The sequence below is a fragment of the Lactiplantibacillus plajomi genome (assembly GCF_005405405.1).
In the GTDB taxonomy this organism is placed as follows: domain Bacteria; phylum Bacillota; class Bacilli; order Lactobacillales; family Lactobacillaceae; genus Lactiplantibacillus; species Lactiplantibacillus plajomi.
In genome coordinates this window covers 112,469-137,607 of the sequence record NZ_BJDZ01000001.1, presented here as the reverse complement: position 1 = coordinate 137,607, position 25,139 = coordinate 112,469, and the positions used below count along the sequence as shown (strand labels likewise).

Annotated in this window: 21 protein-coding genes and 2 other annotated features; of the genes, 13 read left to right on the top strand and 8 right to left on the bottom strand. The window is 49.4% G+C overall.

Features of this window, described 5'->3' with window-relative positions; translation table 11 throughout:
• Window positions 1–26: 26 nt before the first annotated feature.
• On the top strand, window positions 27–2,864 hold the full coding sequence (locus tag FFM82_RS00640) for a MucBP domain-containing protein (protein ID WP_137643930.1): 2,838 nt from the start codon (window positions 27–29) through the stop codon (window positions 2,862–2,864).
• A 96-nt stretch (window positions 2,865–2,960) separates the two neighbouring features.
• Here the strand turns inward: FFM82_RS00640 and mnmM are convergent, their stop codons facing one another.
• Both mnmM and FFM82_RS00630 read right to left on the bottom strand, forming a co-directional pair.
• Window positions 2,961–3,527: a tRNA 5-(aminomethyl)-2-thiouridylate-methyltransferase MnmM gene (gene mnmM / locus FFM82_RS00635; protein WP_462923181.1), complete on the bottom strand. Its 567-nt coding sequence runs from the start codon at window positions 3,525–3,527 to the stop codon at window positions 2,961–2,963.
• 27 nt (window positions 3,528–3,554) lie between these two features.
• Complete coding sequence (locus tag FFM82_RS00630) at window positions 3,555–4,211, bottom strand: phosphatase PAP2 family protein (protein ID WP_137643928.1); 657 nt, start codon at window positions 4,209–4,211, stop codon at window positions 3,555–3,557.
• Between the two features lie 144 nt (window positions 4,212–4,355).
• Window positions 4,356–4,563: a binding site (T-box leader), on the top strand.
• Between the two features lie 101 nt (window positions 4,564–4,664).
• On the opposite strand from FFM82_RS00630, the gene leuS reads away from it, so the two are divergent.
• On the top strand, window positions 4,665–7,091 hold the full coding sequence (gene leuS, locus FFM82_RS00625; protein WP_137643927.1) for a leucine--tRNA ligase: 2,427 nt from the start codon (window positions 4,665–4,667) through the stop codon (window positions 7,089–7,091).
• Between the two features lie 60 nt (window positions 7,092–7,151).
• Here leuS and FFM82_RS00620 read toward each other — a convergent pair whose 3' ends face one another.
• Complete coding sequence (locus FFM82_RS00620; RefSeq protein ID WP_137643926.1) at window positions 7,152–7,484, bottom strand: bacteriocin immunity family protein; 333 nt, start codon at window positions 7,482–7,484, stop codon at window positions 7,152–7,154.
• Window positions 7,485–7,781: 297 nt separating this feature from the next.
• Between FFM82_RS00620 and FFM82_RS00615 the strand changes: the two genes are divergently transcribed.
• On the top strand, window positions 7,782–9,440 hold the full coding sequence (locus FFM82_RS00615) for a putative polysaccharide biosynthesis protein (protein ID WP_137643925.1): 1,659 nt from the start codon (window positions 7,782–7,784) through the stop codon (window positions 9,438–9,440).
• Between the two features lie 7 nt (window positions 9,441–9,447).
• Window positions 9,448–10,188, top strand: a complete 741-nt coding sequence (locus tag FFM82_RS00610; RefSeq protein ID WP_137643924.1) for a pseudouridine synthase — start codon at window positions 9,448–9,450, stop codon at window positions 10,186–10,188.
• 71 nt (window positions 10,189–10,259) lie between these two features.
• Here the strand turns inward: FFM82_RS00610 and FFM82_RS00605 are convergent, their stop codons facing one another.
• Window positions 10,260–11,096 (bottom strand): NAD(P)H-hydrate dehydratase, encoded by an 837-nt coding sequence (locus tag FFM82_RS00605; RefSeq protein WP_137643923.1) that lies wholly within the window; start codon window positions 11,094–11,096, stop codon window positions 10,260–10,262.
• A gap of 128 nt (window positions 11,097–11,224) precedes the next feature.
• On the opposite strand from FFM82_RS00605, the gene pepV reads away from it, so the two are divergent.
• From pepV to FFM82_RS00590, 3 genes are all read left to right on the top strand, one after another.
• Window positions 11,225–12,628, top strand: a complete 1,404-nt coding sequence (gene pepV, locus FFM82_RS00600; protein WP_137643922.1) for a dipeptidase PepV — start codon at window positions 11,225–11,227, stop codon at window positions 12,626–12,628.
• A gap of 24 nt (window positions 12,629–12,652) precedes the next feature.
• A complete protein-coding gene (locus FFM82_RS00595; RefSeq protein ID WP_137643921.1) occupies window positions 12,653–13,159 on the top strand; it encodes a universal stress protein in 507 nt (168 codons plus the stop codon).
• Between the two features lie 237 nt (window positions 13,160–13,396).
• Window positions 13,397–14,083 carry a glycerophosphodiester phosphodiesterase gene (locus FFM82_RS00590; RefSeq protein WP_137643920.1) on the top strand — a complete coding sequence of 229 codons (687 nt, stop codon included), beginning with the start codon at window positions 13,397–13,399 and terminating at the stop codon, window positions 14,081–14,083.
• A gap of 66 nt (window positions 14,084–14,149) precedes the next feature.
• Here FFM82_RS00590 and FFM82_RS00585 read toward each other — a convergent pair whose 3' ends face one another.
• A complete protein-coding gene (locus tag FFM82_RS00585) occupies window positions 14,150–14,797 on the bottom strand; it encodes a deoxynucleoside kinase (protein ID WP_137643919.1) in 648 nt (215 codons plus the stop codon).
• Between the two features lie 103 nt (window positions 14,798–14,900).
• Window positions 14,901–15,284, bottom strand: a complete 384-nt coding sequence (mscL, locus tag FFM82_RS00580) for a large-conductance mechanosensitive channel protein MscL (protein WP_137643918.1) — start codon at window positions 15,282–15,284, stop codon at window positions 14,901–14,903.
• 336 nt (window positions 15,285–15,620) lie between these two features.
• On the opposite strand from mscL, the gene FFM82_RS00575 reads away from it, so the two are divergent.
• Entirely contained in the window at window positions 15,621–16,040 is a 420-nt protein-coding gene (locus FFM82_RS00575; RefSeq protein ID WP_137643917.1) for a GNAT family N-acetyltransferase, read from the top strand.
• A 40-nt stretch (window positions 16,041–16,080) separates the two neighbouring features.
• Here the strand turns inward: FFM82_RS00575 and FFM82_RS00570 are convergent, their stop codons facing one another.
• Window positions 16,081–16,797, bottom strand: coding sequence for an alpha/beta fold hydrolase (locus tag FFM82_RS00570; RefSeq protein ID WP_137643916.1), 717 nt, complete (start codon window positions 16,795–16,797; stop codon window positions 16,081–16,083).
• Between the two features lie 85 nt (window positions 16,798–16,882).
• Window positions 16,883–17,118: a binding site (T-box leader), on the top strand.
• A gap of 58 nt (window positions 17,119–17,176) precedes the next feature.
• On the opposite strand from FFM82_RS00570, the gene asnS reads away from it, so the two are divergent.
• A complete protein-coding gene (asnS, locus tag FFM82_RS00565; RefSeq protein WP_137643915.1) occupies window positions 17,177–18,568 on the top strand; it encodes an asparagine--tRNA ligase in 1,392 nt (463 codons plus the stop codon).
• 131 nt (window positions 18,569–18,699) lie between these two features.
• Here the strand turns inward: asnS and FFM82_RS00560 are convergent, their stop codons facing one another.
• Entirely contained in the window at window positions 18,700–20,967 is a 2,268-nt protein-coding gene (locus FFM82_RS00560) for an ATP-binding cassette domain-containing protein (protein WP_137643914.1), read from the bottom strand.
• A 180-nt stretch (window positions 20,968–21,147) separates the two neighbouring features.
• Here FFM82_RS00560 and FFM82_RS00555 point away from each other — a divergent pair, with 180 nt between their 5' ends.
• From FFM82_RS00555 to FFM82_RS00540, 4 genes are all read left to right on the top strand, one after another.
• On the top strand, window positions 21,148–21,975 hold the full coding sequence (locus FFM82_RS00555) for a potassium channel family protein (protein WP_345368028.1): 828 nt from the start codon (window positions 21,148–21,150) through the stop codon (window positions 21,973–21,975).
• 116 nt (window positions 21,976–22,091) lie between these two features.
• Window positions 22,092–22,913 (top strand): Cof-type HAD-IIB family hydrolase, encoded by an 822-nt coding sequence (locus FFM82_RS00550; RefSeq protein WP_137643913.1) that lies wholly within the window; start codon window positions 22,092–22,094, stop codon window positions 22,911–22,913.
• A 128-nt stretch (window positions 22,914–23,041) separates the two neighbouring features.
• Window positions 23,042–23,644 carry a hypothetical protein gene (locus FFM82_RS00545; protein WP_137643912.1) on the top strand — a complete coding sequence of 201 codons (603 nt, stop codon included), beginning with the start codon at window positions 23,042–23,044 and terminating at the stop codon, window positions 23,642–23,644.
• 229 nt (window positions 23,645–23,873) lie between these two features.
• Window positions 23,874–25,136, top strand: a complete 1,263-nt coding sequence (locus FFM82_RS00540; protein WP_137643911.1) for a sensor histidine kinase — start codon at window positions 23,874–23,876, stop codon at window positions 25,134–25,136.
• Window positions 25,137–25,139 lie beyond the last annotated feature (3 nt).

The window sequence follows — 25,139 nt, the reverse complement described above, 5'->3', positions numbered from 1 at the left end:
TTAGAAATTGAGAGGAGTTACCCGCCATGCGCGCAGTTCGAGATGAGAAAGTTCATTATAAAATGTATAAGAGTGGTAAAACGTGGATAATTGTTGGTTTAACCTTGTCAACCGGCTTACTTTGTAACCAGCTAAAGGGGTTAGCCGCGAGTGACCAAGTAAAAATTGAGGAGCATCGGCAACTCGTGATGACGCCGCTACCGGCGCTGACTACGCAACCGGTAAGCGCGGTCGTTTCAGCACAAACTGATGCGAACAGTCAGTCTTCAACGGCTGAACCGGACACTAGTCATCAGGTTGCTACCAGTCAAACGCCCGCGATAACGGCTAATGAGCCAGCTAGTACGGTTTCCAGTGACGACCAGGGTGTCACCGCTGAGACCGAGCCGGCCAACAGTCAACCGGTTCCAAACACGTCCGCGCTTAGTGCTGGTGCCGTAACGCCCGAACCGGCGACGAGCGTGGCACCTAGCGATGAGCAATCCGTAACCAACGTGGAGGATCAAACAAACTTAAGCCCGACAACGAGTGCTGCTGCTCAGCCGGTCAGCTCAAGTACCGTCATCGCGGATGCGGGCGCTTCAACGGTTGCCATTCCGGAAGCCCCGTTATCAGCGGGCCCAACGAGTGCGGGGACGGCGCCAACCACGGTTTTAGCATCACCGGCAGCGGTAACCAGTGAACCGGTGACGACTGAGCGGGCGGACGTGATTTATTTTTACCCGCATGATATTGACCGGTGGTTACCGGATGAAAATTTCCGCTATATCTTGTTCCACGAGTTAAAGAAGATCGGCTACCAGCTTACCAGCCCTAATCAAATCACCGCCGAAATGGTGTCGCAATTAAAAGGTTTTCAACTCGATGAGCGCTTACAATTAGAGGATCGTGCGTACATGGACGCGGTTTTGAACGTCGAGTCCATCATGGGCATTCAGTATATGATTGGGTTGCAAAAATTTAGTTTTAGCGTTTCGCAGGCCGCACTAAGTAAGTGGGGTTACAACGCTGAAAGTGGTCGTAGTAAGCTTTGGGATATCGATCCGTTACGGTCGCAATTGCACCTCACCGAGTTAACGGTAAACGGGACTTCGGTGAGTGATATCCGGGCGTTGCGCCTGCTGACCAAGTTAGTTCGCATTGATCTATCCAATAACAAAATCAACAACCTTAGCGAACTGCCGATGAACGCTGAGCAAAACCTAGTTTCAATCGTGGTCGAAAATCAGGTTCAAGCCAACGAGGCCATCAAAGTGAACGTCGACCCGGTTACTGGGAAGTACGTGACCACGTCGTACGCGATTGACGCCGACGGAAAGCGGATTCCAATTAAAGTGGGGGCTACCGCAACCGCTAGCGGGCATAACTTGGATGCCTATACCATCGAATGGGATCACTTGGGACCAGCCGGCACCTTAGTGATGGCGTGGGATGTACCGGCTGTTAACGCTGGCCTCACTGATAACCGGTTTAGTGGTCAGATTTCAATTCCTTATGAAACCAATCAGCAATATGGGACCGCGGAAGTGACGTTTGTGGATCGCGATGGTAACCTGCTTGCTCCGGTCTTAAATTTATCGGCACCAATTGGTGAAGAAATAAATATTTCGGATAATGCGGATTACGAGGCCACCATGGACTACCTTGAATACGTCTTGTGGGCGGAAACGTATCACTACGTGGGAGAAAGAAATTGGACGGTGACGGCCGAACGTCACAAGCTTAAGGTGGTCATGTTTGTTCCAACCGCTAAACTCCACGTCTTTTTGGTTAATCAGGATGGTAACCAGGTTCCTGAAGAGTTATATGATATGAGTCGGTATGGTAAAGTTGGCGGGGGCTGGTCCTTCACATTTAAGGAAAACGCGATGTTTCAAATGCTTTCAGCCGAACTGGATGGCAAAACAATGGCGTTTGAAGATTTTAAAGATGGACTTAAGGGGAGGTTTACGCAAAAAGAACACGTCATAATCTTTAAGTGTAAACGGAAGAATGGTCAGGTGACAGTGCACTACGTCGATCAAAACAATCAGCCAATTGCCGCTGATGATACGGTTAGTGGGACGTTAGGAACGGATTACACGTTAGTCCCTAAACCGATTCCGGGTTACCACCTGGTTGCAACGGCGGGGGATAGCACTGGTAAATTCGGGGATGCGGATCTAAGCGTCACGTACACGTATGAAAAAGACGCGGTGACGGTCGAACCGGAAGTGCCGGGCACACCTTCAGAACCGGGTGAACCGGAAGTGCCTGGAATTCCCGAATTCCCGAGCGCGCCCGAAGAACCGGCAACGCCCGAACAGCCTGATCGACCGGGCGAACCAGAACAACCGGGTGAACCCGCAATTCCGGGGGTTCCCGAACAGCCCGCTAAGCCGGGTGAACCGTCAACGCCAGGTGTTCCGGGGCAATCGGGTCAGCCAGGGGAAAGTGGACCCGGTCTGCCGGGCGAACCATCAATACCGGGACCCTCAGCACAACCGGGTAGTAACGCAACGCCTGGTCAGGCGGACCCCGCGGCCTCATCTGAGCACCCGGGCCAAACTAGCGGGGCGGGCACTAACGACCAACCGGTCGAAAGTGCGACGGTACCATCTCCGCAATCAGGGATAATCGCAGATTTGGAACCGGCCCAGCAGGTCGTCAGCGCCTCTGCGGCTCAAGACACGTCGTACCTCAAACGGCTCGAGACGGTAACTGCGACGACAACTGACCAGCCAAGCGGTGGGCTAAACCGTGAAGAAATGACGGCAAAAATGCTCCCCCAGACCGACGAGCAAGCTGCCGGTTGGGTGCACCAACTGGGACTAGCGTTGCTTAGTCTGGTGGGTGCAACCTGGTGGTACCGGAAACGCCAGTAAGTCACTGTTAAAACGTCAGTAACAAGAATATAAAATTAGCGCCGTCAAGCCAATTTGGTTTGACGGCGCTAATTTTAGTTCGGATTTTTATGATGCTTAGCGTTTCTGAATCGCCACCAGGTACGGCGGGCGGTGGACTTGATTTAAGAACCCGTACTGCAGCACTTGAAATTGGTGCTGATCAAGTTGCTTAACGTGGTCTAGCAGGGCCGTGGCCTCGTCCTGGCCGCCGGGGTGACCGGTGTAGACTAGGAGTAAAATCAGTCCGTTAACGGCAAGGCGGCTTTCTAGCGCCTGCACGGCAGTTAACGTGGTACTTGCTTTCGTGACGATTTCCTTATTACCGCCGGGGAGGTAGCCGAGGTTGAAAACGGCACATTTAACCGGCTGGCTGGCGGGAATGACTTGGGCAAGGTTTTCGTGCCCGGTTTGGGTCAACGTCACCTGCTGATCGAGGTCGTGGGCCGCGAGTGCACTGGCGGTGGCCCGAATGGCGGCCGCCTGAATGTCGAAGCCGTAAACGTGCCCGGCCGGCCCGACTAGTTTCGCCAAGTAAGCCGTATCGTGACCGTTGCCGACCGTTGCGTCGACGACGGTATCACCGGGGTCAACGGTTTGATTGATTAAGGTGTGACTAAAGTTTAGTGCTGAACTGAGTTGGATAGTGGATCCCTCCTGAAATGGGCCAACTTACTTCGATTGACGATGAAAATGAAACGTCCCGGTTCGGTGCCCGCTAGTTAACCGGCTACTAATGTATAGAAGCAGACTGCCTAGTAGGCAACCGCCGACCACGTCGCTAGGGTAGTGGACGCCCACGATGACCCGACTGACAAGCATCAGGCCAATTGACACGATGCCTAGGCCGAGCAACGCTCGTTTGACGGTCGGGTTCTTGAGCAGGTCGTAAGCCAACACCAGCAAACTGCCAATTACGACGGTCGTGGTGGTGGCGTGCCCGCTCGGAAAACTAAAGCCGCCGATATTGGTCAGCCGCCATGCGGTTGGCCGCGGCCGGTCGATTAATTGTTTAATAAAGTAATTACCGTAAGCTGCCAAAACGGCGCTGTTGATCACAAAGTATAAGCCGCTCTTAGGTTGACGGAGCAACAAAAAGATGACGGTAATCAATGTAATAATAATCGTCATGCTATGCGGGTTGGCCAGTAACGTGTAGTGCAGCATCGCGGTTTGAAACCATCCGGGGGTGTGGTGCAGACTAAGGGCGACCGTCTGATCAAACTGTTTAAGCCAAGCTGGCTGCGTTACCACGGCAAAGACCCAGTAACCCCAAAAGGCGAGTAGTGCGAGCATCAACGTATCCCGGCGCTCCCAATATTTGGGCATCCCGTCACCTCCGATGAAAAATTTACTTCGCTTATTATAGCATTGTTTATTATTTTTTTAATCATGAGACGCACGAAAATCTCGGAATTTGTGGGGTCGATGCTTGAAAAAGGGGGGCGGGTTTGCTACGATGAGAACAATAACTTTACGACTTTGAGAAGGATTACTAGGTCCGGGCGTTTTTCAGAAACTCCGTGGTGGTTGCAAACGGGGATTCGCACGAACTGAACTCACCTTCAAGTCTTCCGGCTGAACGCAAGTAGGTACGGACGTGGTTTCGCGTTAAGGAAATCAAGAGGCCACGGTAACGTGGAATCATAGGTGGTACCGCGGAATCCGTTTCGTCCTATAAGCTTAAGTGGCTTATAGGATTTTTTTATACCAACGACCGCGGTTACTAGGATAAGTCGCAATGCTAGTTTACATAAATAGCAGCAAGAAAGGGGCACCATCATGGCATATAATCACAAAGTCATTGAACGTAAATGGCAACACTACTGGAAGGTTAACAAGACCTTTAAGACACTCGAGTCGACCGATAAGAAGAAGTACTACGCACTGGACATGTTCCCGTACCCGTCTGGTCAAGGGTTACACGTTGGTCACCCGGAAGGTTACACGGCAACCGATATTATGTCACGGTTCAAGCGGATGCAAGGTTACAACGTGTTGCACCCAATGGGCTGGGATGCGTTCGGCTTACCCGCTGAACAGTACGCTTTAAAGACCGGACATAACCCGAAGGACTTTACGGCGAAGAATATCAAGAACTTTAAGCGCCAAATTCGCTCGCTCGGTTTTTCTTACGACTGGGACCGCGAAGTCAATACTACCGATCCAAGTTACTACAAGTGGACGCAGTGGATCTTCGAACAACTTTATAAGAAGGGCTTAGCCTACGAATCCGAAACGCTGGTCAACTGGGCCCCCGATATGATGGGTGGGACGGTTGTCTCAAACGAAGAAGTTGTTGATGGTAAAACGGAACGTGGTGGTTACGACGTTTACCGTGTGCCGATGAAGCAGTGGAGCCTGAAAATTACCGCCTACGCCGACCGCCTGATCGACGACTTAGACGACATCGACTGGCCAGAAAACATCAAGGAACAACAGCGCAACTGGATTGGCCGTTCAGTTGGGGGTTCAATTAAGTTCAAGGTTGCCGGGCAAGCTGACGATACCGAAATCGAAGTCTTTTCGACTCGCCCAGATACGTTGTTCGGTGCAAGTTACATGGTTTTAGCACCTGAACACGCCTTAGTTGAACAATTAACGACGCCTGAACAAGCGGATGCTATCAAGGCTTATAAGGCCAAGATTGCCAGCAAGTCCGACCTTGAACGGACTGACCTGAACAAGGATAAGACCGGGGTCTTCACCGGGAGTTACGGGATTAACCCGGTCAACGGTGAAAAGTTACCGATCTGGATCGCCGACTACGTTCTGGCTTCCTACGGGACTGGGGCCATCATGGCCGTTCCGGCCCACGATGACCGCGACTTCGAATTTGCCAAGAAGTTCGACTTGCCAATCAAACCAGTGATTGCTGGTGATAACGATTATGACCAACAAGCTTACACTGGTGATGGGGAACATATCAACTCCGATTTCTTGGATGGGTTGGATAAGCAGGCTGCCATCGATAAGATGATTGCTTGGTTGGAAGACCACCATTGTGGTGAAAAGAAGGTCAACTTCCGCTTGCGGGACTGGATTTTTTCACGGCAACGCTACTGGGGTGAACCGATTCCAGTTATTCACTGGGAAGACGGCGAAACGACGCTGGTTCCAGAAGACCAATTGCCGTTACGCTTACCGGCCACGAAAAACCTGGAACCTTCCGGAACCGGTGAAAGTCCGTTAGCCAACATTGACGACTGGGTCAACGTGGTTGACGAAAACGGCCGCAAGGGGAAACGGGAAACCAACACGATGCCGCAATGGGCGGGGAGTTCGTGGTACTTCTTACGCTATGTTGATCCGCACAACGCCGACGCGTTAGCCGATTACGATAAGTTGAAGTACTGGTCACCGGTCGACCTATACGTTGGTGGGGCCGAACACGCCGTACTGCACTTGCTATACGCCCGCTTCTGGCACAAGTTCCTTTACGACTTAGGGGTCGTACCAACTAAGGAACCGTTCCAGAAATTGGTTAACCAAGGAATGATCCTTGGGAAGAACCACGAAAAGATGTCGAAGTCACGTGGAAACGTGGTTAACCCGGATGATATCGTCGACGAATACGGTGCCGATACGTTGCGCTTATACGAAATGTTCATGGGGCCTTTGGAAGCTTCAATTCCGTGGAGTACCGAAGGGTTACACGGTGCTAACAAGTGGATTGAACGGGTATGGCGGTTGATTATTGACGATAACAACCACGTGCGTGACCGGGTCACGACCATCAACGACGGTAAGTTGACGAAGATTTACAACGAAACCGTTAAGAAGGTCACCGAAGACTACGAAAACATGCGCTTCAACATTGCCATTTCCCAAATGATGGTCTTCGTAAACGAAGCTTATAAGGTCGACGATTTACCAGTCGTTTACATCGAAGGTTTTGTTAAGATGTTATCACCGATTGCGCCGCACGTTGCGGAAGAATTATGGTCATTATTAGGCCATGAAAACACGATCACCTACGCAACTTGGCCAACTTATGACGAATCGAAGTTGGTTGAAGATACCGTTCAGATCGCACTTCAAGTTAACGGCAAGGTCCGTTCACACGCAACCATTGCGAAGGACATGGGTAAGGATGAACTTGAAAAGTTAGCCCTTGCGGATGAAAAAATCCAAGAGTTTACGGCTGGCAAGACGGTTCGCAAAGTGATTGCGATTCCGAGTAAGCTGGTTAACATCGTTGCTAACTAATTTTTAACCATTATAAAAGGCCGTGCACAAGAAAAATTTTGTGCACGGCCTTTTTGCTGGCTAGAAACCACCAAACGAAATGGATAGTGAAATTAGTCCGGTAGCGATGAAGTAGTTACGGATGTTCGTGTCGTCATACTTACCGGCCTGAACATCGGTTTGAATTTGATTATAGAATTGAATCAGGACGTCCGGAACGTCGTGGTGGGCAACGTAGCGTTGCGAAATGGCGTGTGAAAGGTCCGAAACGACCTGACCGAAGTCTTCGTCCTGGTTGAGTCGGTTAGCGGCTGTCAGTAGTAAGGCGCGCAACGCCGGGACCCGTTTGATTTCCGGTTGTTGGTATAAGTCACTAAGTTGCGTAATAAAAGCGTTCAGTTTTTCGTCTGTCATGTTATGTTCCCCCCGTTGGTGACGCTGATTTCAAGGATAGCGCTGTGGGCCTGAAAGTCAAGCAGCGTTCAGTTGGGGCGCTGACTTAATTAAACGGCGGGTACCCGTTGCTTTTTCTCACGTCTGACGGGGCTTCACGGTAGTATAGGGGGTGACAAGGACTGAACTGAATCTGAACAGGTTTAATGAATCCGTTAAGGTTCGGTTAAACTCACGGTTAAGTTCGGATTTGGATTGCAACCGTGGGATATTTCCTCTAAAATGATTAAGATTGAACTAAGAAAGTGGGTTACGAACATGTCTGAGGAACCAAAAGCGAATCCGCACGTTAATTCGGATGCTGAAGCGCGCCAAAAGATGGTTCGCGGATCAGCTTGGATGACGGCTGGGAGCCTTTTTTCACGCATTCTGGGAGCCTTATATATTATTCCGTGGGTCCTGTGGATGGGCAGCAACTACACTCAGGGGAACGCCCTGTACGCCAAGGGTTACAATATTTATAGTTTCTTCCTGTTAGTGGCCATCGGTGGGATCCCATCGGCCATTTCAAAACAAATTTCAGAGTATAACGCCATTAACGAGTACGCGGTCGGGCAACGATTATATAAGCGTGGTCTCTTACTCACGTCCGCGTTTGGGATCGTGGGCGGCGCGATTATGTGGTTCGGTGCCGGTCCAATTGGGGTGGTCTTTGGTGGTGGTGACCCGAACGTGATTCCAGTGTTACGGGCACTAGCGATTGCGTTAGTCATTATCCCATCGATGTCGTTGACGCGGGGCTTTTTCCAAGGATACCAACAGATGGCACCGTCTGCCATTTCACAATTCATTGAACAAGTTTTCCGCGTGCTCTACATGTTAGCGGCAACTTTCTTCATTATGAAGGTCCAACGGGGTGACTGGGTCAAGGCGGTCACCCAATCGACCTTTGCCGCCTTTGTCGGGGCAGCAGCTAGTCTGCTGTTATTGGGCTGGTACTATTACCGTAAGCGGCCGGAACTGAACGCGTTAGCTGAACAAAGCGATAATAAGCTCGCAATTCCGGTTTGGAAACTGTTCAAAGATATTATTGTCCAAGCGATTCCGTTTATCGTGGTCGATACGGCCACGACTGTTTTTAACCTGTTAGACCAGGCTACCTTCCAACCAATGATGAAGCTGGCTTACCACCTCGACGATACCCAGATCAACACGTTATACGCGTATTTTGCGTTTAATGCCAACAAGTTAGTGATGATCATCGTTTCGCTCGCTTCGGCGATTGCCGTGACGGTGGTGCCACTGTTATCCGAATCACTTGCGAGTCATAACCGCCGTAATATTCGTAAACAGTTGGAAGACGCCATCATTTTGTTCCTGTTCATCATGATTCCGGGGGCCCTCGGAATGGCAGCAATTGCCCAACCGCTGAACACGTTGTTTTATAGTTACGACCAGGTCGGGACGTTGATTTTACAAATTTCCGCCTTTACGGCCATTATTTTAGGCCTGTTCACGGTGGTTTCGGCACTGATGCAGGGGCTATCACGTAACCGCGATATTATTCGCTATTACCTGATCGGCTTACTCGTGAAATTAATTATCCAGTTGCCTTGTATTTACCTGCTGTCCACGGCTGGACCGTTGGTGGCCACGGCAATCGGGATGACGGTGGCAAGTCTGATGGCGTTATATGATTTGGAAGTTAACTTTGGCATTCGCTACGTGCGAATTTTACCAAAGGTCAACCGAATCTTGATGTACGCGATTTTAACGTACGTTGGGGCGCGCTTGGCGGTCTTTCTGCTAAATTTAGTTTTCAATGAACAAAGTAAGACGCAATCGATGCTGATCGTTATCGTTGCGGTTGCGGTCGGTGGTGCAATTTACGCGTACTTTACGTTAAAATCGCGCTTGGCCGACATGATGATTGGGTCGCGAGCTGCCGGGTTACGCCGGAAGCTACGCATTAAGTAGGTGAATGATGCGAATAGATAAATTTTTACACGCCATGCGAATCGGGACGCGGACCCAGGTCCGGAAGTTGATCAAGGACGGCCACGTGACGGCTAACGGTGAACCGGTTTTATCCGGCAAGCAACAGGTCAATCCTGGGACCGACGTCGTTTATTTAGACGAGCAGCCGGTCCGTTATCAACAATACTTTTACTACGTCTTAAATAAGCCGGTCGGCGTGATTACGGCCACGACGGATGCCAGTGCCAAAACGGTGATGGATTTGTTCAATAGCACCGATTTTCGCGACGATTTGTTCCCGGTCGGACGTTTGGACAAGGACACGGAAGGGGTGTTAGTGATTACTAACGACGGCGCCCTCAGCCACGCCTTGCTTTCACCCGCCCACCACGTTACCAAGGTTTACGAAGCGGAAGTGACCGGCGAAGTGACGCCGGAACAACTGACGAGTTTTCAAGATGGACTGGTGCTGAAGGACGGCACCCAGCTCCAACCGGCCGAAGCCAGCGTGGTAGCCTACCACGAGATTGAAAACTTTACGACGGTCCGGATCAAAATTCACGAGGGTAAGTACCACCAGGTTAAACGGATGGTCGGTAGCCTGGGTGAACGGGTCGTCTCGTTACGGCGGGTCAGTTTTGGTTCGTTACAATTACCAGTGGGCTTATTAGCCGGTAATTACCGCGCCCTGACGGCTGACGAAACGGCGGCGCTCAAACGCGACGCCGGCCAACCGGTGACGGTCTAATGAAGTAACTAATAAAAAACGGCGTTCCACCACGAAAGCAGGGCTTTCAAAGTGGAACGTCGTTTTACGTTTTAATCGGGTACCGCAACGCTGTAACGGTGCATGTATTCGGGAATCAACGCACTAATTTGGTGCGGGAGGACGACGTAGCGGGTGGCAGCTAAGTCGTCCGCAATGGCGCTGTGTAAGTAGACGGCGCTTAAAATCGCGGCGGTAAAATCACTAAACTGACCGGCAAAGCCACCGACCATCCCCGCGAGCGTGTCCCCCATGCCACCGGTTGCCATCGCCGGCGTGCCGCCCGGGTTGAACCAAACGTCTTGGTCCGTGTAAATCGTGGTGTGGTGGGCTTTAACGACCGCAATCACGCCGAGTTGCCGCTGAGCGCGCCGGTTGGCAGTCGGGCTTTGATCTTTGATGGCCAAGCCGCTCAGCCGTTGCCATTCCATTTGGTGGGGCGTTATGACAATCGGACTAGCGGGCAGCGGGCGCGGCGTGGCAGCCAGAAGTGTTAGCGCCGAGCCGTCGAGGACGAGGCGTTGCTGCGGCTTAGCGGCGGTTAAAACGGCGCTGAGCAGCTGGTCAGCACCCGGATCGGTTCCAAGACCGGGGCCGATGACCACGACGTCGACGCCGGCCATTAGCGCTAAAACAGCGTCGGTTTGGTGGTAGTCCATGACCATCGCTTCCGGTAAACGGGCGTGCAAACTCGCAAAGTTTTGTGGGTCGGTCGCCACGGTCACCAGACCGGCGCCGCTGTAAGTCGCGGCGGTCGCGGCCATGATGATCGCACCGCCAAAGTTTTGGTTACCGCCGATTAGTAAGACCCGCCCATAGTTGCCCTTATAGGATTCGGCCGGCCGGGGCCGGATGGTTTGGTGGACGAGCTGTGCAGTAATTGGATGCATCAATAAATCACCAACTTTCGTGTGCTTTACCTTGAGTATACCATTTAGCCAATTAAGTGACTTCCGATTATTAAGTTTCAGGCAGCTATGATAGAATTAAAGTAATAATAGGTGGGAGGAATGATCCAATGACAATTGACTGGCAACAAGCAGCGCAACAGCATAAGGATGACTACTTAGCTGATTTAACAACGATGTTACGGGTACCAAGTTTTCGTGACGATAGCAAGGCCACGGCCGACGCGCCGTTAGGCCCTGGTCCGAAGCAGGCCCTCGAAACTTTCCTGGCGATTGCCAAACGCGACGGTTTCAAAACTAAAAATATCGATAACTTAGTCGGCTATGCCGAATATGGTGAGGGTGATGAAACCTTAGCCGTTCTGGCCCACGTGGACGAAATGCCGGCGGGTAACGGTTGGGATACCGACCCGTTCGAACCGACCATTAAAGACGGTAAGTTATACGCCCGCGGTGCTTCCGATGATAAGGGTCCCGGGATGGCGGCTTACTACGGTCTGAAGATCGTTAAAGAATTAGGCTTAAAGCTGAATAAGAAGGTCCGCTTTATTGTTGGGACTGACGAAGAAAGTAACTGGACCGGAATGAAACGCTACTTTGAAGTTGAACCGGCACCGACCTTTGGCTTTTCACCGGACGCGGAATTTCCGTTGATCAACGGTGAAAAGGGGAACGTTAGCCTGAAACTGCACTTTGGCACCGCGGATAACGGGGCGGCCAAGCTCGTTTCCTTTGACTCCGGTTTACGTGAAAACATGGTGCCACGGGAAGCCGTAGCGGTGGTTACGGCCCCGGACGCAGCGCAATTAACGGCTGATTTTAACGCCTTCCTCGCGGGTCAACCAGTAACCGGTTCGGTTGCGGAAACTGCGGACGGCTTGAAATTCGAAGTGGTTGGTAAAGCCGCTCATGGTCAGGAACCACGTAACGGAATCAACGCCGGGACCTATTTAGCAACGTTCCTGAGTCAGTACGACTTTGGTGGTGACGCAGCGAACTTCTTAACGTTCATTGCGACTAAGCTGCACGACGATTCGCGGGTCGAACAATTAGACTTAGCCTTCACCGATGACGTGATGGGCGACCTGACGATGAACGTCGGGCTATTGCACTTTGATCACGAACAGGGTGGCGACTTAACGCTTAACTTCCGTTATCCAAAGGGCATCGAACCGGCCGACTTAACGACTAAAATCAAGGCGCAGGTTCCCGCTGGTACGACGGTTGCGCAGGGCGATTACATGGTGCCGCACTACGTTGATCCACAGGACCCGATCGTTAAGGAACTGATGGACGTTTACCGCCGTCAAACTGGTGACCACGATTCTGAACCAGAAATCGTTGGTGGTGGGACGTACGGTCGCATGATGGATCGCGGTGTAGCCTTCGGGGCACTGTTCCCACATACTCAGGATACGATGCACCAAGCCAACGAATTCCAACCGGTCGATGATTTATTGGCAGCGATGGCGATTTACGCCGAATCAATCGCTGTTTTGACCACCGATAACTAAAATTAATTCAAGGGGGTAGTTGTGATGACCAAATATCAGCGTATTCTTGTCGGTATTGATACCTCGCCACAGGCACAGTTAGCTTTGAAGAAGGCAATTGCCATCGCAGTCGAGAGCGGTGCGGCCCTTGACATTGTGACGGTGATCAACACGGAAAAGTTTGTCGGTATTACGCAGGGCCCAATGGGGTTTGGCGCCGCAACCCCACAAATGTTGGATGAAATGACGAACCGGCTGAAAGTAAGTTTGGCTGAGGCTCGTCACCTGGCCGTTGACGCCGGTGTTAAGGATGTAGCGGTCCATTTGCGGACCGGCAATTCAAAAACAATTTTGGCCACGACGCTGCCACAAGAACTTGGCTCTGACTTAATCATTGTGGGAGCGACCGGCCTAAATAACGTGTCGCGGATCCTGATTGGGAGTAACGCGTCCTACGTTATTCGCAACGCAACCTGTGATACGTTAGTTGTGCGGACGAATTTGGATCATGAACCGGTGACGATGCCTAAGCGGATGACGCGTAACGTTTAGCACGATTACCAATTTTTTCAGTTTAAAAATAATCAGTTCTGGTCAAATGACTGGGACTGATTTTTATTTACAAAGATGTGACACTTTTTTAACAAATTTCTCATTCGATTGATACGTTGCTCTGGCGTGCTTAAGGCGTGTCGCGGTTTTGTGTGAATTAAATTAAGGGTCCTTTGAGCGCGCAAACGAGCGGAAAACACGTATAATAATAACGACGAGAAGAGAGGATGAATTGAAATGACGATCAAGTCGTTGATTTATGGACACCGCGGGGTGCCCGTCAAATTTCCAGAAAACTCACTGGCGGGGTTCGCCTACGCCATTAGCCGTCACGTGGACGGATTGGAGTTTGACGTTCACCTGACTAAGGACGGGATTCCCGTGATAATGCACGACGAAACCGTTGATCGCACGACCGACGCAACCGGGAAGATTATCGACTACACCTTCCAGGAGTTACGCCACGTGCACTTAGCGAACGGTGAACCGGTTCCGTCACTCGCGGAATTTTTAAACTTGGTCAGCGGGGAAGTCGTTCACCTTAACTTGGAGTTTAAAACCGATCGCCAGTACTACCCGGGGATTGAGCATACCGTTTTACGGATGGTTAAGCAGACCGACTTAGTGTACGCGGTGGTATTCTCTTCGTTTAATCTCCGTAGCTTAGAACGCAGTTACGCGATTGATCCGACCCAAAAATACGCCTTTTTAACCTCCGCTCACATCGGTAATCCGGAAACCTTCGCGAAGGCCGAACACCTGGAGGGCTTGCACCTAGAGCATTATCAACCGGTCCACCACGTTTCCGAACGGGTCTGGACAGTCGACGACCCCGATGAGATGCGGCAATTATTCGATCACGCGGTGAGCGCCGTAATTACCAATGATTTTGAATTAGCCCGTGACGTCCGGGCTGCGATTTAAACTAAATAAAAATCCCCATTCAACCAAAACGTTGAGTGGGGATTTTATTACGCTGACCAGTCGTCGTTAGACGTTTTCTGGTTTGCGGATTTTAGTTAATTCGGCGTCGATTTGTGCGAGAACGGCTTGTTGGTTCTCAGGCTTTTCGAGGTCGTAGTGTTGCAAGTCAATCTTCATCTTCGGACTAGCATCGTATTCGTCGTACCATTTACGGTAGGCGGACCACATTTTGTAGTAGTAAGATTCCAGTTCGGGATTGTTATCAAATTGTTCGTAATCACGACCGCGTTTTTTAATCCGGTAGAGGATGGTATCAAAATCCGTTTCGGAATAAACCATCAAATCCGGAGCTTTTTTAGGTAATTCAGTCAGTTCGGTCATCATGTTGTCTAACAATTGCAGGTAGACCTTTAGTTCAGTATCCGAAATATTACCCTCGGCGTTGTTTTCGCGGGTGAAGAGGGCATCTTCGTAAATCGAACGGTCGAGGACGTTGTTGTCATCGGCCAATGCCTTCTTGATCATTGCAAAGCGTTTGTTTAGGAAATAAATTTGTAAAAGGAACCCGTAGTTTTTAGGATCAGAGTAGTAAAGCGGCAAGACTGGGTTGTCGCCAACTGGTTCGTAAAAAGCCTTAGTTCCAAGGTGATCGGCAATTAATCCCGTTAACGTGGTTTTGCCGACCCCGATCATTCCTGCTGTTATTATCACCATGATAGCCCCTCTTTATTGAAAATTGCACTATATATTGTATAACAAAAAAAGTTTCAATACCATATAGACATTTGGTAGAAACTTTGCTTGGAATCAAAAATAATTATTTTTTGGCTTGTTCTTTCAGTAAATCGCGAATTTCTTCGAGGTACTGTTCCGATGCGGCCGGCGTTTCTTCGACTTCTTCGTCGGCCGGCTTATTATTAACGACTTTATTAATAATTTTGACTAAAATAAAGACCACGATGGCGACGATAAAGAAATTAATGATTGAATTTAAAAATGCACCGTATTTGAAGGTGGCGTCTCCGATGCTAACTTTTAAATTTGAAAGGTCGATTTTCCCAAGAAAAATCCCAATCAGCGGGTTGATTAAATTATCGGTCAGTGACTTAACGATGGCGGTAAATGCGGACCCGATGATGACCCCAACAGCTAGGTCGATCACGTTACCACGCGCAATAAATTCTTTGAATTCTTTGATCAAAATAGGTTCCTCCTTTTATTTGTCCTGAACCAGTATAGCCAAAAATGCGAGGTAGCTCAACTTTGAACCGGCCTAAAAAATGAAAGTTAACGGTTTTAAAGCTGAGATTACTCGTAAACTTAAGATTGTTTGGCTGGCCGGGCGAGTTGGTGGTGACACTCACCTATTTAAGTATTGATTATGATTATCGTAAGTATACAATAATAAGCTGAGCAAACAAACCGGTTCGACTTAACGCACGAAAAGCCGGTTAGGTCCAAGCTGTAAAACCGCTTGCATTTACCACGATAATCGGTTAATTTGAAGTTAAACAATTTAAAACGGGGGAAAAAGCAAATGGAATTACGGTCAGTGCCCGAGGCGGACAATACTGCGCGGATTTATCAAATTTTAGATGCTCAGCGTCAGCAGTTATTTGACGGTTTGGAGACGGTACCCAGCGCGACTTACTCATTCGCACTTTACGATGAGGGTCAGTGGCAGGGTGGTGCGGTGGCCAGTTTGTACGGAAATACGCTGCACCTCGCTTCACTGGGGGTCGTTAGTCAGCGGCGGCGGGCCGGACTGGGGCGGCAGTTAATGGCGGAACTGGAAAAGATCGCTGCTCGCGAACGTTGTCGTTACATCACGGTTTGTACGCAGGCTCACCAGGCACTGGGTTTCTATCAGCGTTGCGGCTTTGAAATTTTTGGTGAACTGGTCGACTGCCCGTTCGTGGGTACGACCAAGTACTATTTGAAAAAGGAACGGGATTGATTAAAGGCGCGGTCATGAAGCAAAATGACCGCGCCTTTAATTAACGCTTAACTTGATATTTCAACCACCGAATCAGAAGGTCACTGACGGCCCGCTGCTGCTGGTAGTTACTGATGGTTGCGGCGTGGTCACCACGCTGATGACCGTAGCTACCGAAGCTGGCGTGGTTGCCGCCGTTAATGACCTGAAAAACGGTCTGTTTTGGTAACCACTGGGCGGCTTTGCGGTAATTAGTCCGGTTTAACACGCCGTCCCGCGAGGCGGTGACCGATAAAACCGGCACGCTGGTCTTTTTAAGCGACCCCTTTGCTTCCGGGTAGCTTGCCAGGAAGAAGACGCCCTTGAGCTGTTGGGGGTGGTTGTGTGCGTAGCGGGCGGCCATCGTACCGCCGAGGGAGTGCCCACCGATAACGTATCCGTGCGTCCCCGTCAATGACTTGGCCGCGTTAGCGTTTAACACGGCGAGGTCGAGTGGAAAGTGGACGATGTAGACACTGTAACCGGCGGCCGCGACCCGCTTGGCCCAAAGACTATAACTTTTAGGTTCAACGAGGGCGCCGGGGTAAAAGACGACCCGCGGATTGTTGGGGTTACCTTCGAATTTAATGGTACTGCCAACTTGTTGACTCGTTTGAGCCGCCACCGTCGCTTCATTAGACGGGTGGTACTGCTTAGATTTGATAACGATTAGGCCGATAGCAAGGGCGGCGACGAGGGTTAAGCCGATCCCAATCAACCATTTCTTGAGTTTACGCATGCTTGCCTCCAAAGATTTGTGACTATAATTACCATACTATACTTTACAAATGAATTGGGAATATGCTACATTTAAGAAAATCAATATTTGGAATGTAAAAAGAACGAGTACGTCAAACTTGATTTACAGGGAGCCGGGGTGATTGAGAACCCGGTAAGGCGGTTTGGCAGAAAAACATCTTGGTTTCCTCGGGCTGAACTCACAGTAGGCCTCGACGCAGTCCCAGTGCGTTATCACTGGTAGGCATACTTCGGTGTGCTTTGAGGTGTTTTTTTATAAAAAAACTTGGGTGGTACCGCGGAAAGACTTTTCGTCCCTGTTACAGGGGATGAAAGGTCTTTTTTTAGTCCTGACATTCTAAAAATCAAAGGAGAAGCAAATGGCAGACGTTTTAGTAAAAGATTTATACCGTAAAGAATTTGCCGATGGCGACAAAGTAACGCTTGAAGGCTGGATTCGGACCGTTCGGGGTTCCAAACGGGTCGGGTTTATCGAATTAAACGACGGGTCGTTCTTTAAGAACGTTCAGGTCGTGTTGACCAGTGACATGGCTAACTACGCCGAAGTCGTTAAATTTCCAATCAGTACGACGATTCGGGTCGTTGGTGAAGTCGCGTTAACGCCAAAGGCGCAACAACCGTTCGAAATTCACGCAACCGAAATCGTTGAATTAGGGGCGTCGGATTCCGATTACCCGTTACAAAAGAAAGCTCACACGTACGAATACATGCGGACGATTGCACACTTACGTCCCCGGACGAACACTTTTTACTCGGTTTTCCGAATTCGCTCGTTAGCCGCGTTCGCAATTCACGAATACCTACAAACGCACGACTTTGTTTACGTGCACACGCCGATCATTACTAGTTCGGATGCTGAAGGCGCCGGCGAAATGTTCGAAGTCACGACGTTAGACATGAACAACGTACCGAAGACTGACGACGGCAAGGTCGATTACAGTCAAGACTTCTTTAAGAAGGAAACCAACTTAACGGTGAGTGGTCAATTGGAAGTTGAACCATTCGCAATGGCATTCCGGAACGTCTACACCTTTGGCCCAACTTTCCGTGCCGAAAACTCACACACCGGTCGCCACGTCTCCGAATTTTGGATGATCGAATCTGAACTGGCTTTCGCCGACATGCAGGATGAAATGGACTGTTCAGAAGAGTTGTTGAAATACGTAATCAATTACGTCATGGACCACGCGAAGGAAGAACTCGAATTCCTGAACGCCAACGTTGACGATACCTTGATTGACCGGTTGAAAGCAACGGCCGGCGAAAAGTTCGCCCAAGTGACCTACACGGACGCCATCGACATTTTGGAAAAGGCGACCGACGTGGAATTTGAAGTTAAACCTTACTGGGGCTTAGACTTGGATTCTGAACATGAACGGTACTTATCTGAACAAGTTTACAAGAAGCCGGTCTTCATTACCGATTACCCGAAGGACTTTAAGGCCTTCTACATGCGGGCAAACGACGACGGCAAGACCGTTGCGGCCGCTGACTTATTAGTGCCAGAAATCGGGGAATTAATTGGTGGGTCCCAACGTGAAGAACGCTTAGACGTACTTGAAAAGCGGATGGCCGAACTCGAAATGAACGAAGAAGATTACAAGTGGTACTTGGAATTACGCAAGTACGGCGGAACCGTGCATTCCGGTTTCGGGATCGGTTTCGAACGGCTCGTGATGTACCTCACCGGGATGGACAACATCCGTGACGTCATCCCTTACCCACGGACACCGGGGAACGCAGAATTCTAAAAAGCTTTTATCGGCACTGACAGAGCTCAATTCAATTTTGAATTGAGTTCTTTTTTTGTTCCAAAACGCCCCCAACCACTTCGATGGGTGGTTGGGGGCGTTTTAAACGGATCCATGATAATTGGTCGGCGTTAAGCCCGTAACGCCGCTAAGGCCGTACCAGTTCGCGAACTTGTCGCTTTCAAGCTGGTTTGCGGCGTCCCTTCAAAGCAAATCTGGCCGCCAAACTTACCCGCGTCGGGGCCCATATCGATTAGCCAGTCAGCTTGGGCGATGAGTTTGAGGTTGTGTTCGATGAGAATCAGGGTATTGCCCTTGGCCACCAGCCGTTCGAATAGGTCAATTAATTTTTGTGTATCCTGCAAGTGCAGCCCAGTCGTCGGCTCGTCGAGAAAGTAAATTTGGCCCGTATGATCTAGTTCCATGGCGAGCTTGACCCGCTGGACTTCACCGCCGGACAGGGTTGTCATCGATTGATTTAGGCTCAGATACCCGAGGCCGACCTGCTGAAGGAGCTGCACCTTTTTGTAAATGCTGGGTACGTCCTTAAAGAAGGCCAGCGTGTCGTCAATCGATAGGTTGAGCACTTCGGCAATGTTCTTACCATGATAGGTGTATTGAAGTGCCTCGGGACTGTACCGTTTACCATGGCAAAGTTCGCATTCTTGGACGACCGGATCCATGAAGGCCATCTCGGTGATCATGATGCCCTTACCTTTACACCGCGGACAGGCTCCCTTGCCGTTATAACTGAATAACTGGGTTGAAACGCCACCGTTGGCCTTACTGAATAGTTTGCGAAGCGGCGTTAGGATCTTTAAGTAGGTTGCCGGGGTGGAGCGGATATTGATGCCGACGCCATCCTGACTTAAATCGACGTAGTCCTGATTGGCAACTTGTTGTTTAAAGGCGTTGACCAGGGTGCTTTTACCAGAACCGGCGGGGCCGGAAATGACCGTCATCACCCCTTGGGGAATTTTTGTGCTAACGTCGCGTAAATTATGGTTGGTCACGTAGTCAACTTCCAGCCAGGCTGGCGCGGACCGCGGCTCACAGAAAGTAAGCGGCGTGCGCAGGGCGCGGCCGGTCAGCGTGTCCGATTTTAATAATTCGGCGTAAGTGCCCTTAAAGGTGACCTGACCACCGTTTTTACCCGCCTGGGGGCCCATTTCGACAACGTAATCTGCCGCGGAGATAATTGCCGGGTTATGGTCGACGAGGACGATGGTGTTGCCCTGATGCTTTAATTGATTAAGCGACTTTGTGATCAGTTGGATATCGTGCGGATGCAAGCCAACGCTGGGTTCGTCGAGCACGTAAACCAGGTCGGATAGTGAACTGGTTAAGTACTTGGCGATTTTAATCCGTTGGGCTTCCCCACCGGACAGGGTGTCGGTGCCCCGACCGAGTGACAGGTAGCCTAAGCCGATATCGACTAACGCTTGCACTTTGCGTTTTAAATCGTGGACCATCGTTTTGGCCTTGGGGTCCGTGATTTGATTAAGGAACGTGAGGACGTTGACTAGGTCCATATCACTAACTTCCGCAATGTTTTTACCGTTAATTTTACCCGTCAGTGCTTTAGCGTTTAAACGTGTGCCGTGACAAACCGGACACGGCTTGCGGGTCACAATTTTAGCCAGGGCCGCTTGGTGGTGCCGGCCGGAAGCACTGTGAATGACGGAGCGCAGCATGCGCGGGACCAACCCTTCGTATAACGCTGTCCGCGCCCACTGTGCCGGGGGATTCTTGAGTTTTTGCTGGGGTGCGTGCATCAAGAGCTCGTATTCTTCGGCCGAGTAGTCCTTTAACTTTTTATCTAAATCGAACAGGCCGCTGTTACCGTATTCCTTCCACCGCCAAGTTCCGGGTTGAAAGCCGGCAAAGGTCAGTGCGCCCTCATTGAGCGACTTTTCCGGATCAAACAGCTGTTGTTCATCGACGTCGTCCACGAAGCCGAGTCCCTGACAGTTTGGACACATCCCCTGGGGGAGGTTGAACGAGAACCATTCGGAATAACCGACCCACGGCTGACCAATCCGTGAAAACAGCAGGCGTAACACGGAATAGATGCCCGTGTACGTTGCTAAGGTCGAGCGGGAGTTGCGGCCAATCGGTTTTTGTTCCACGACGATGGCGACCGGTAAGTGGTCGATATTCGCGACTTCCGGTTGTCCGTATTTCGGTAGGTACTGTTGGGTGAAACTCGGAAAAGTTTCGTTCAGTTCCCGGCGCGAAACGGCGGCCAGGGTATCAAACACTAATGAAGATTTACCAGAACCGGATAGTCCGGCAAACACGGTCGTGCGGTGCTTAGGAATATCTAAACTAACGTTTTTTAAGTTGTTTTCTTGGGCGCCATGGATTGAAATCGCGCCGTCTTGAAATAGATTGGTCATAAAGAACCTCCAACGTAAACTAAATATTCAAACTTTGCTAATAGTTTCATCTTACGTCATTGGGAGCTTCAAGGCTATTAATCGACTCAGCCTGACTTTGGACGCTAATTTTAAGGATTCGTGGTTGTTTTTAAAAGTTAGTGTATTATTAAAAATTTGGTGGGGTAATGGTTATTCTTTATTGGATGGACTATATTGTTATCAATTTGTAGATCAAAGGTAAGGATGATGAAAATGGTAAAACGTCGACAGCACCAAATAATCTTTTATCACCTACTTGTCACAGTTTTAACACTTTGTTCAGTGATTAATGTGATGTCGTTATCGTTTCATATTGGTAATTGGCAGACTGAAATGCGTATCAGTAATGCTTTACTGATAACCTTCGTGATTGATTATGCCATACGATGGACGCGCTCGACTGACCGTAAGACGTTCTTAATTCATTCTGCATTTGATTTGATGGGGATTATCCCGATGCACCCCGTCTTTGCACTGTTTCGGTTAGGACGTTTGATTCGGATGGTTCGTTACCACCATTTATTTTGGCGACTAGGTTGGGCTGGCAAATGGAGCCACTATTTTCACCGGTTTATTTATGATACTGGTTTTATTTACCTGTTTTCAATTAGCATTGCAATTATTGTTTTGAGTGCACTGTCATTTTCCGTGTTCGAACACCAGAGTCTATCGGATTCGTTATGGTGGGCAATCACGACAGCAACGACCGTTGGCTATGGTGATGATACGCCCCACACGGCGGTGGGAAAAATTATTGCGGTTGGTTTGATGTTTGGTGGAATTGGGTTTATCGGGTTGCTGACCAGCACGATAACGGACTTTTTCACGCAACAAACTAGTCATGCGGCGGTGACCCGCGAAGTAGCCAAACGAAATGATTTAAGTCAAGTATTAGAAAAAATTGATACACTAACTAGTAAAGTTGATCAGTTACAAAAACAGTTAAATCGAGTTGAAAATGCTAATCACCAGAATGACAAAAAATAATGTTTTTATGTTACTTAGTTAGCAAATTCTTAAGTGTTGCCTTGTAAAGCGGTTGCATTCCCCGGGATACTTCGATAGAGTGGGAAGGTAAACTAATGATTGAGAGGGTTTTGACTATGTATAAAATGATTGTCTGCGACCTGGATGAGACCTTGATGAACGACGACGGGACGCTGTCAGCCGGTAATACCGCGGCGATTCAAGCTGCAACCGCTAAGGGGGTCTACTTCGTGCCGAATTCTGGCCGGAGCTATACGTCCTTCCAAAATGATTTGGCCCAAATGAACCTGAAAAATCAACCACACCAGTACACAATTTCGTATAACGGTGGGTTAGTATTGGAAAATCAGGACAACCGGCCGTTGATCATCAACGCGATGCCGTATGACTTGGCTAAAGTTGTTTTTGAAGCCGGGGTTGCAACGCCGGCGGCCGCAACCCACGTTTATACGCAGGACGTCTTATACATTTACCACCCAACGGCTGACGATTCAGCTTATCTGCATAATCGCGGTGTTCAGTTTGAAGAAATGAACACCGCGGATTTCAGCCAATTTAAAGATATGAACATCATGAAGATCATCATGGCATTGCCAACCATGGCTGACCGGAAATCCCTGGCTAAGCGTGTTGCGGCGGTGACGGAAGCGGACCAACTGGCCGTGACCTATTCGTCTGACCGCTACGTTGAATTCAATCCGGCCGGTATCGATAAGGGGACGGCTTCCGTTCAGTTAGGCGAATTACTGAACATCAAACCAGAAGAAATTATCGCGGTCGGCGATAACGATAACGACTTATCGATGCTAAACGCAGTTGGGTTACCCGTCAGTGTGGCGAACGGGATCGATTCGGTAAAGGCGGTTGCTAAGTACGTGACTAATGCCGATAACAACCACGATGCGCTGGCGGAGATAATTAATAAATTTATTCTCTGATTCAGGATACTGGGGGATAGAGAATTGAATTTCGGCTTTTACTAGTGTTATTATGGAACTTGAAGTAAAATGGCGCATTATGAATTTAATGAATGATAGCGTCCACATCATTGAATGGGGGAACACGCATGAGTGCGATTCGCGACGATTTGGCTAAAGCGATTAAGAATAAGCAACTTGTTGAAATCTATTCCAAAGGTACCAATGAACAGTTTAGTGTCGGTTACGTTGTCCAACAAGATCAAAAGTTCGTCCTCGTCATGGCGATTAACGTTGATGGTGAATTAGACGGCTTAGTTGTCTTTCGGAAGGCGTCACTGGCCAAGGTCGTTAGCGGGACCGATTACCTTAAGAGTATGGCGACCATCATTGCGTTGGCTCAACAGCGCGGTTATTACGACGTGTGGAACACGGAACGGATGATTGCGAAGTTTTTAAAGAAGCAGTCGAAGCATTCACTGCTAAAGACCTTATTGAAGTTGGCATTCAAGCATGACCAAGTCATTCAACTTTCCGGTCGGATTAAGAAACACGGTGACAGTTATACCGGGTTTATCCATAGTGAACATAAAAAATACTTGGAATTTAACTATTTGAACATGTTCGATCTCAGTCAGCGGCCCCAAATTGCGGTTCGCTATTCAGAAATTGATGAAGCAAGTTTCCATAATTTTGAAACTTTTAACGCCACGGCCGTTATTGAAAGCTTTATGCCGGGCGATTTCCACTAATAATGATGATCAAACGGGTGTGCTGAACGCGCACCCGTTTTTTATGTTCACATTTGTTCAGAATTAGGTTAATTTGGTTAAAGATTATTAAGTTTTATTGGTGGAAATATACAAAGCCGGAGACTTTCGCTACAATAGGACTATTGAATAACGGCGGTACGCGGGGGAGGGGTACGGTATCGTTTACGTTTATTGGTACATTGCGGCGTTTGATCACTGGTATTCGGTGATGCTTGTCTTTCTACTTCAAATTTTAATGAACCGTGAATTACGTCAACGCAGGGTTTACGTTACCGTGACCCTAATGGCGGTGTTTTTGACGGCCGTCTACATGTGGTATGACGATTACTCGGACATCCTAACGTTCCTAATTAACATGGGGTTACTGGCGTTTGTGCGTCATAAACGGTATTTTATTGTCACCAGTTTAACGGCCACGATTGCCTACGTCCTGTTCAGCTTTTTTGGAAGTTACGCGACTGAAAGCTTATTTTATTGGGTCGGTTTGAGTATTAACCATTGGAGCGGTTGGCTATTTGAAATTGTGGGTGAGCTCATCGTGACGGCTTGCATGCTGGCGGTGGCAATCAGCTTTCGGTTACTGCAAAAACGACACCCGCAACAGCTGAACAACGACGTCACGTTAAACGTCGTGGTCAGTGTGCTTACCGTTGTCACGATCGCTTTTCTGGCTATCACGGCGGCAGCCGATAATTATCGAATTGGTTCCGGTTTTGTCGGTATTTTAATGATAATTTTAGTCGCTGTTTTAATGATTAACGCGGGAACCTTTATTTATTTGTTTTATAGTTATACCATGCGGGTTCAAGCCCACCGGCAAGCTTTAGAACGGCGGCAATACGACATTTACGTGGATAATTTGGAACGCAGTTACCAAAACTTACGGCAGTTCCGGCACGATTATCAAAATATTTTGTTGTCGCTAAGTGAGTACGTTGAAACGTCAAAGGACTCGGAGTTAAAAGCTTATTTCAAGTCGGTTATGGATAGTTCACAACAGAGCCTGTGCCGTGATTTTGGCCACTTTGATAATTTAGAGCAAATTAAGGATAAGCCGCTCAAGGCGATTATTCAGGATAAGTTTTCGGTGGCGCGCCAAGCGGGGATTTCCGTACGCTTGGAGGCCGACGCCCCGGTCAGTGGCTTGGCAATTGACCCGGTCACGCTGGCCCGGGTCAGCGGAATCCTACTTGATAATGCAATCGATGCGGCTAAGGCGCAACCAGATGGGCAACTTGCGGTAGCAGCCATTCACTATCCGCAGATGGTCGAATTAGTGTTTGCCAATTCGCTCAGGCAACCCGTTGAACGGGTGGACCAGCTATTAGTTGCGGGTAATACGACCAAGGGGACTAATCATGGCCAGGGACTGGCCACCGTCCGCGAGTTATTAGATCCGTTGGATAACGTTACTTACGAAATTAGTGCGCGCCAACGGTTTGAGTTCGTCATTAGTATTGAAAAGGGGTAAGCA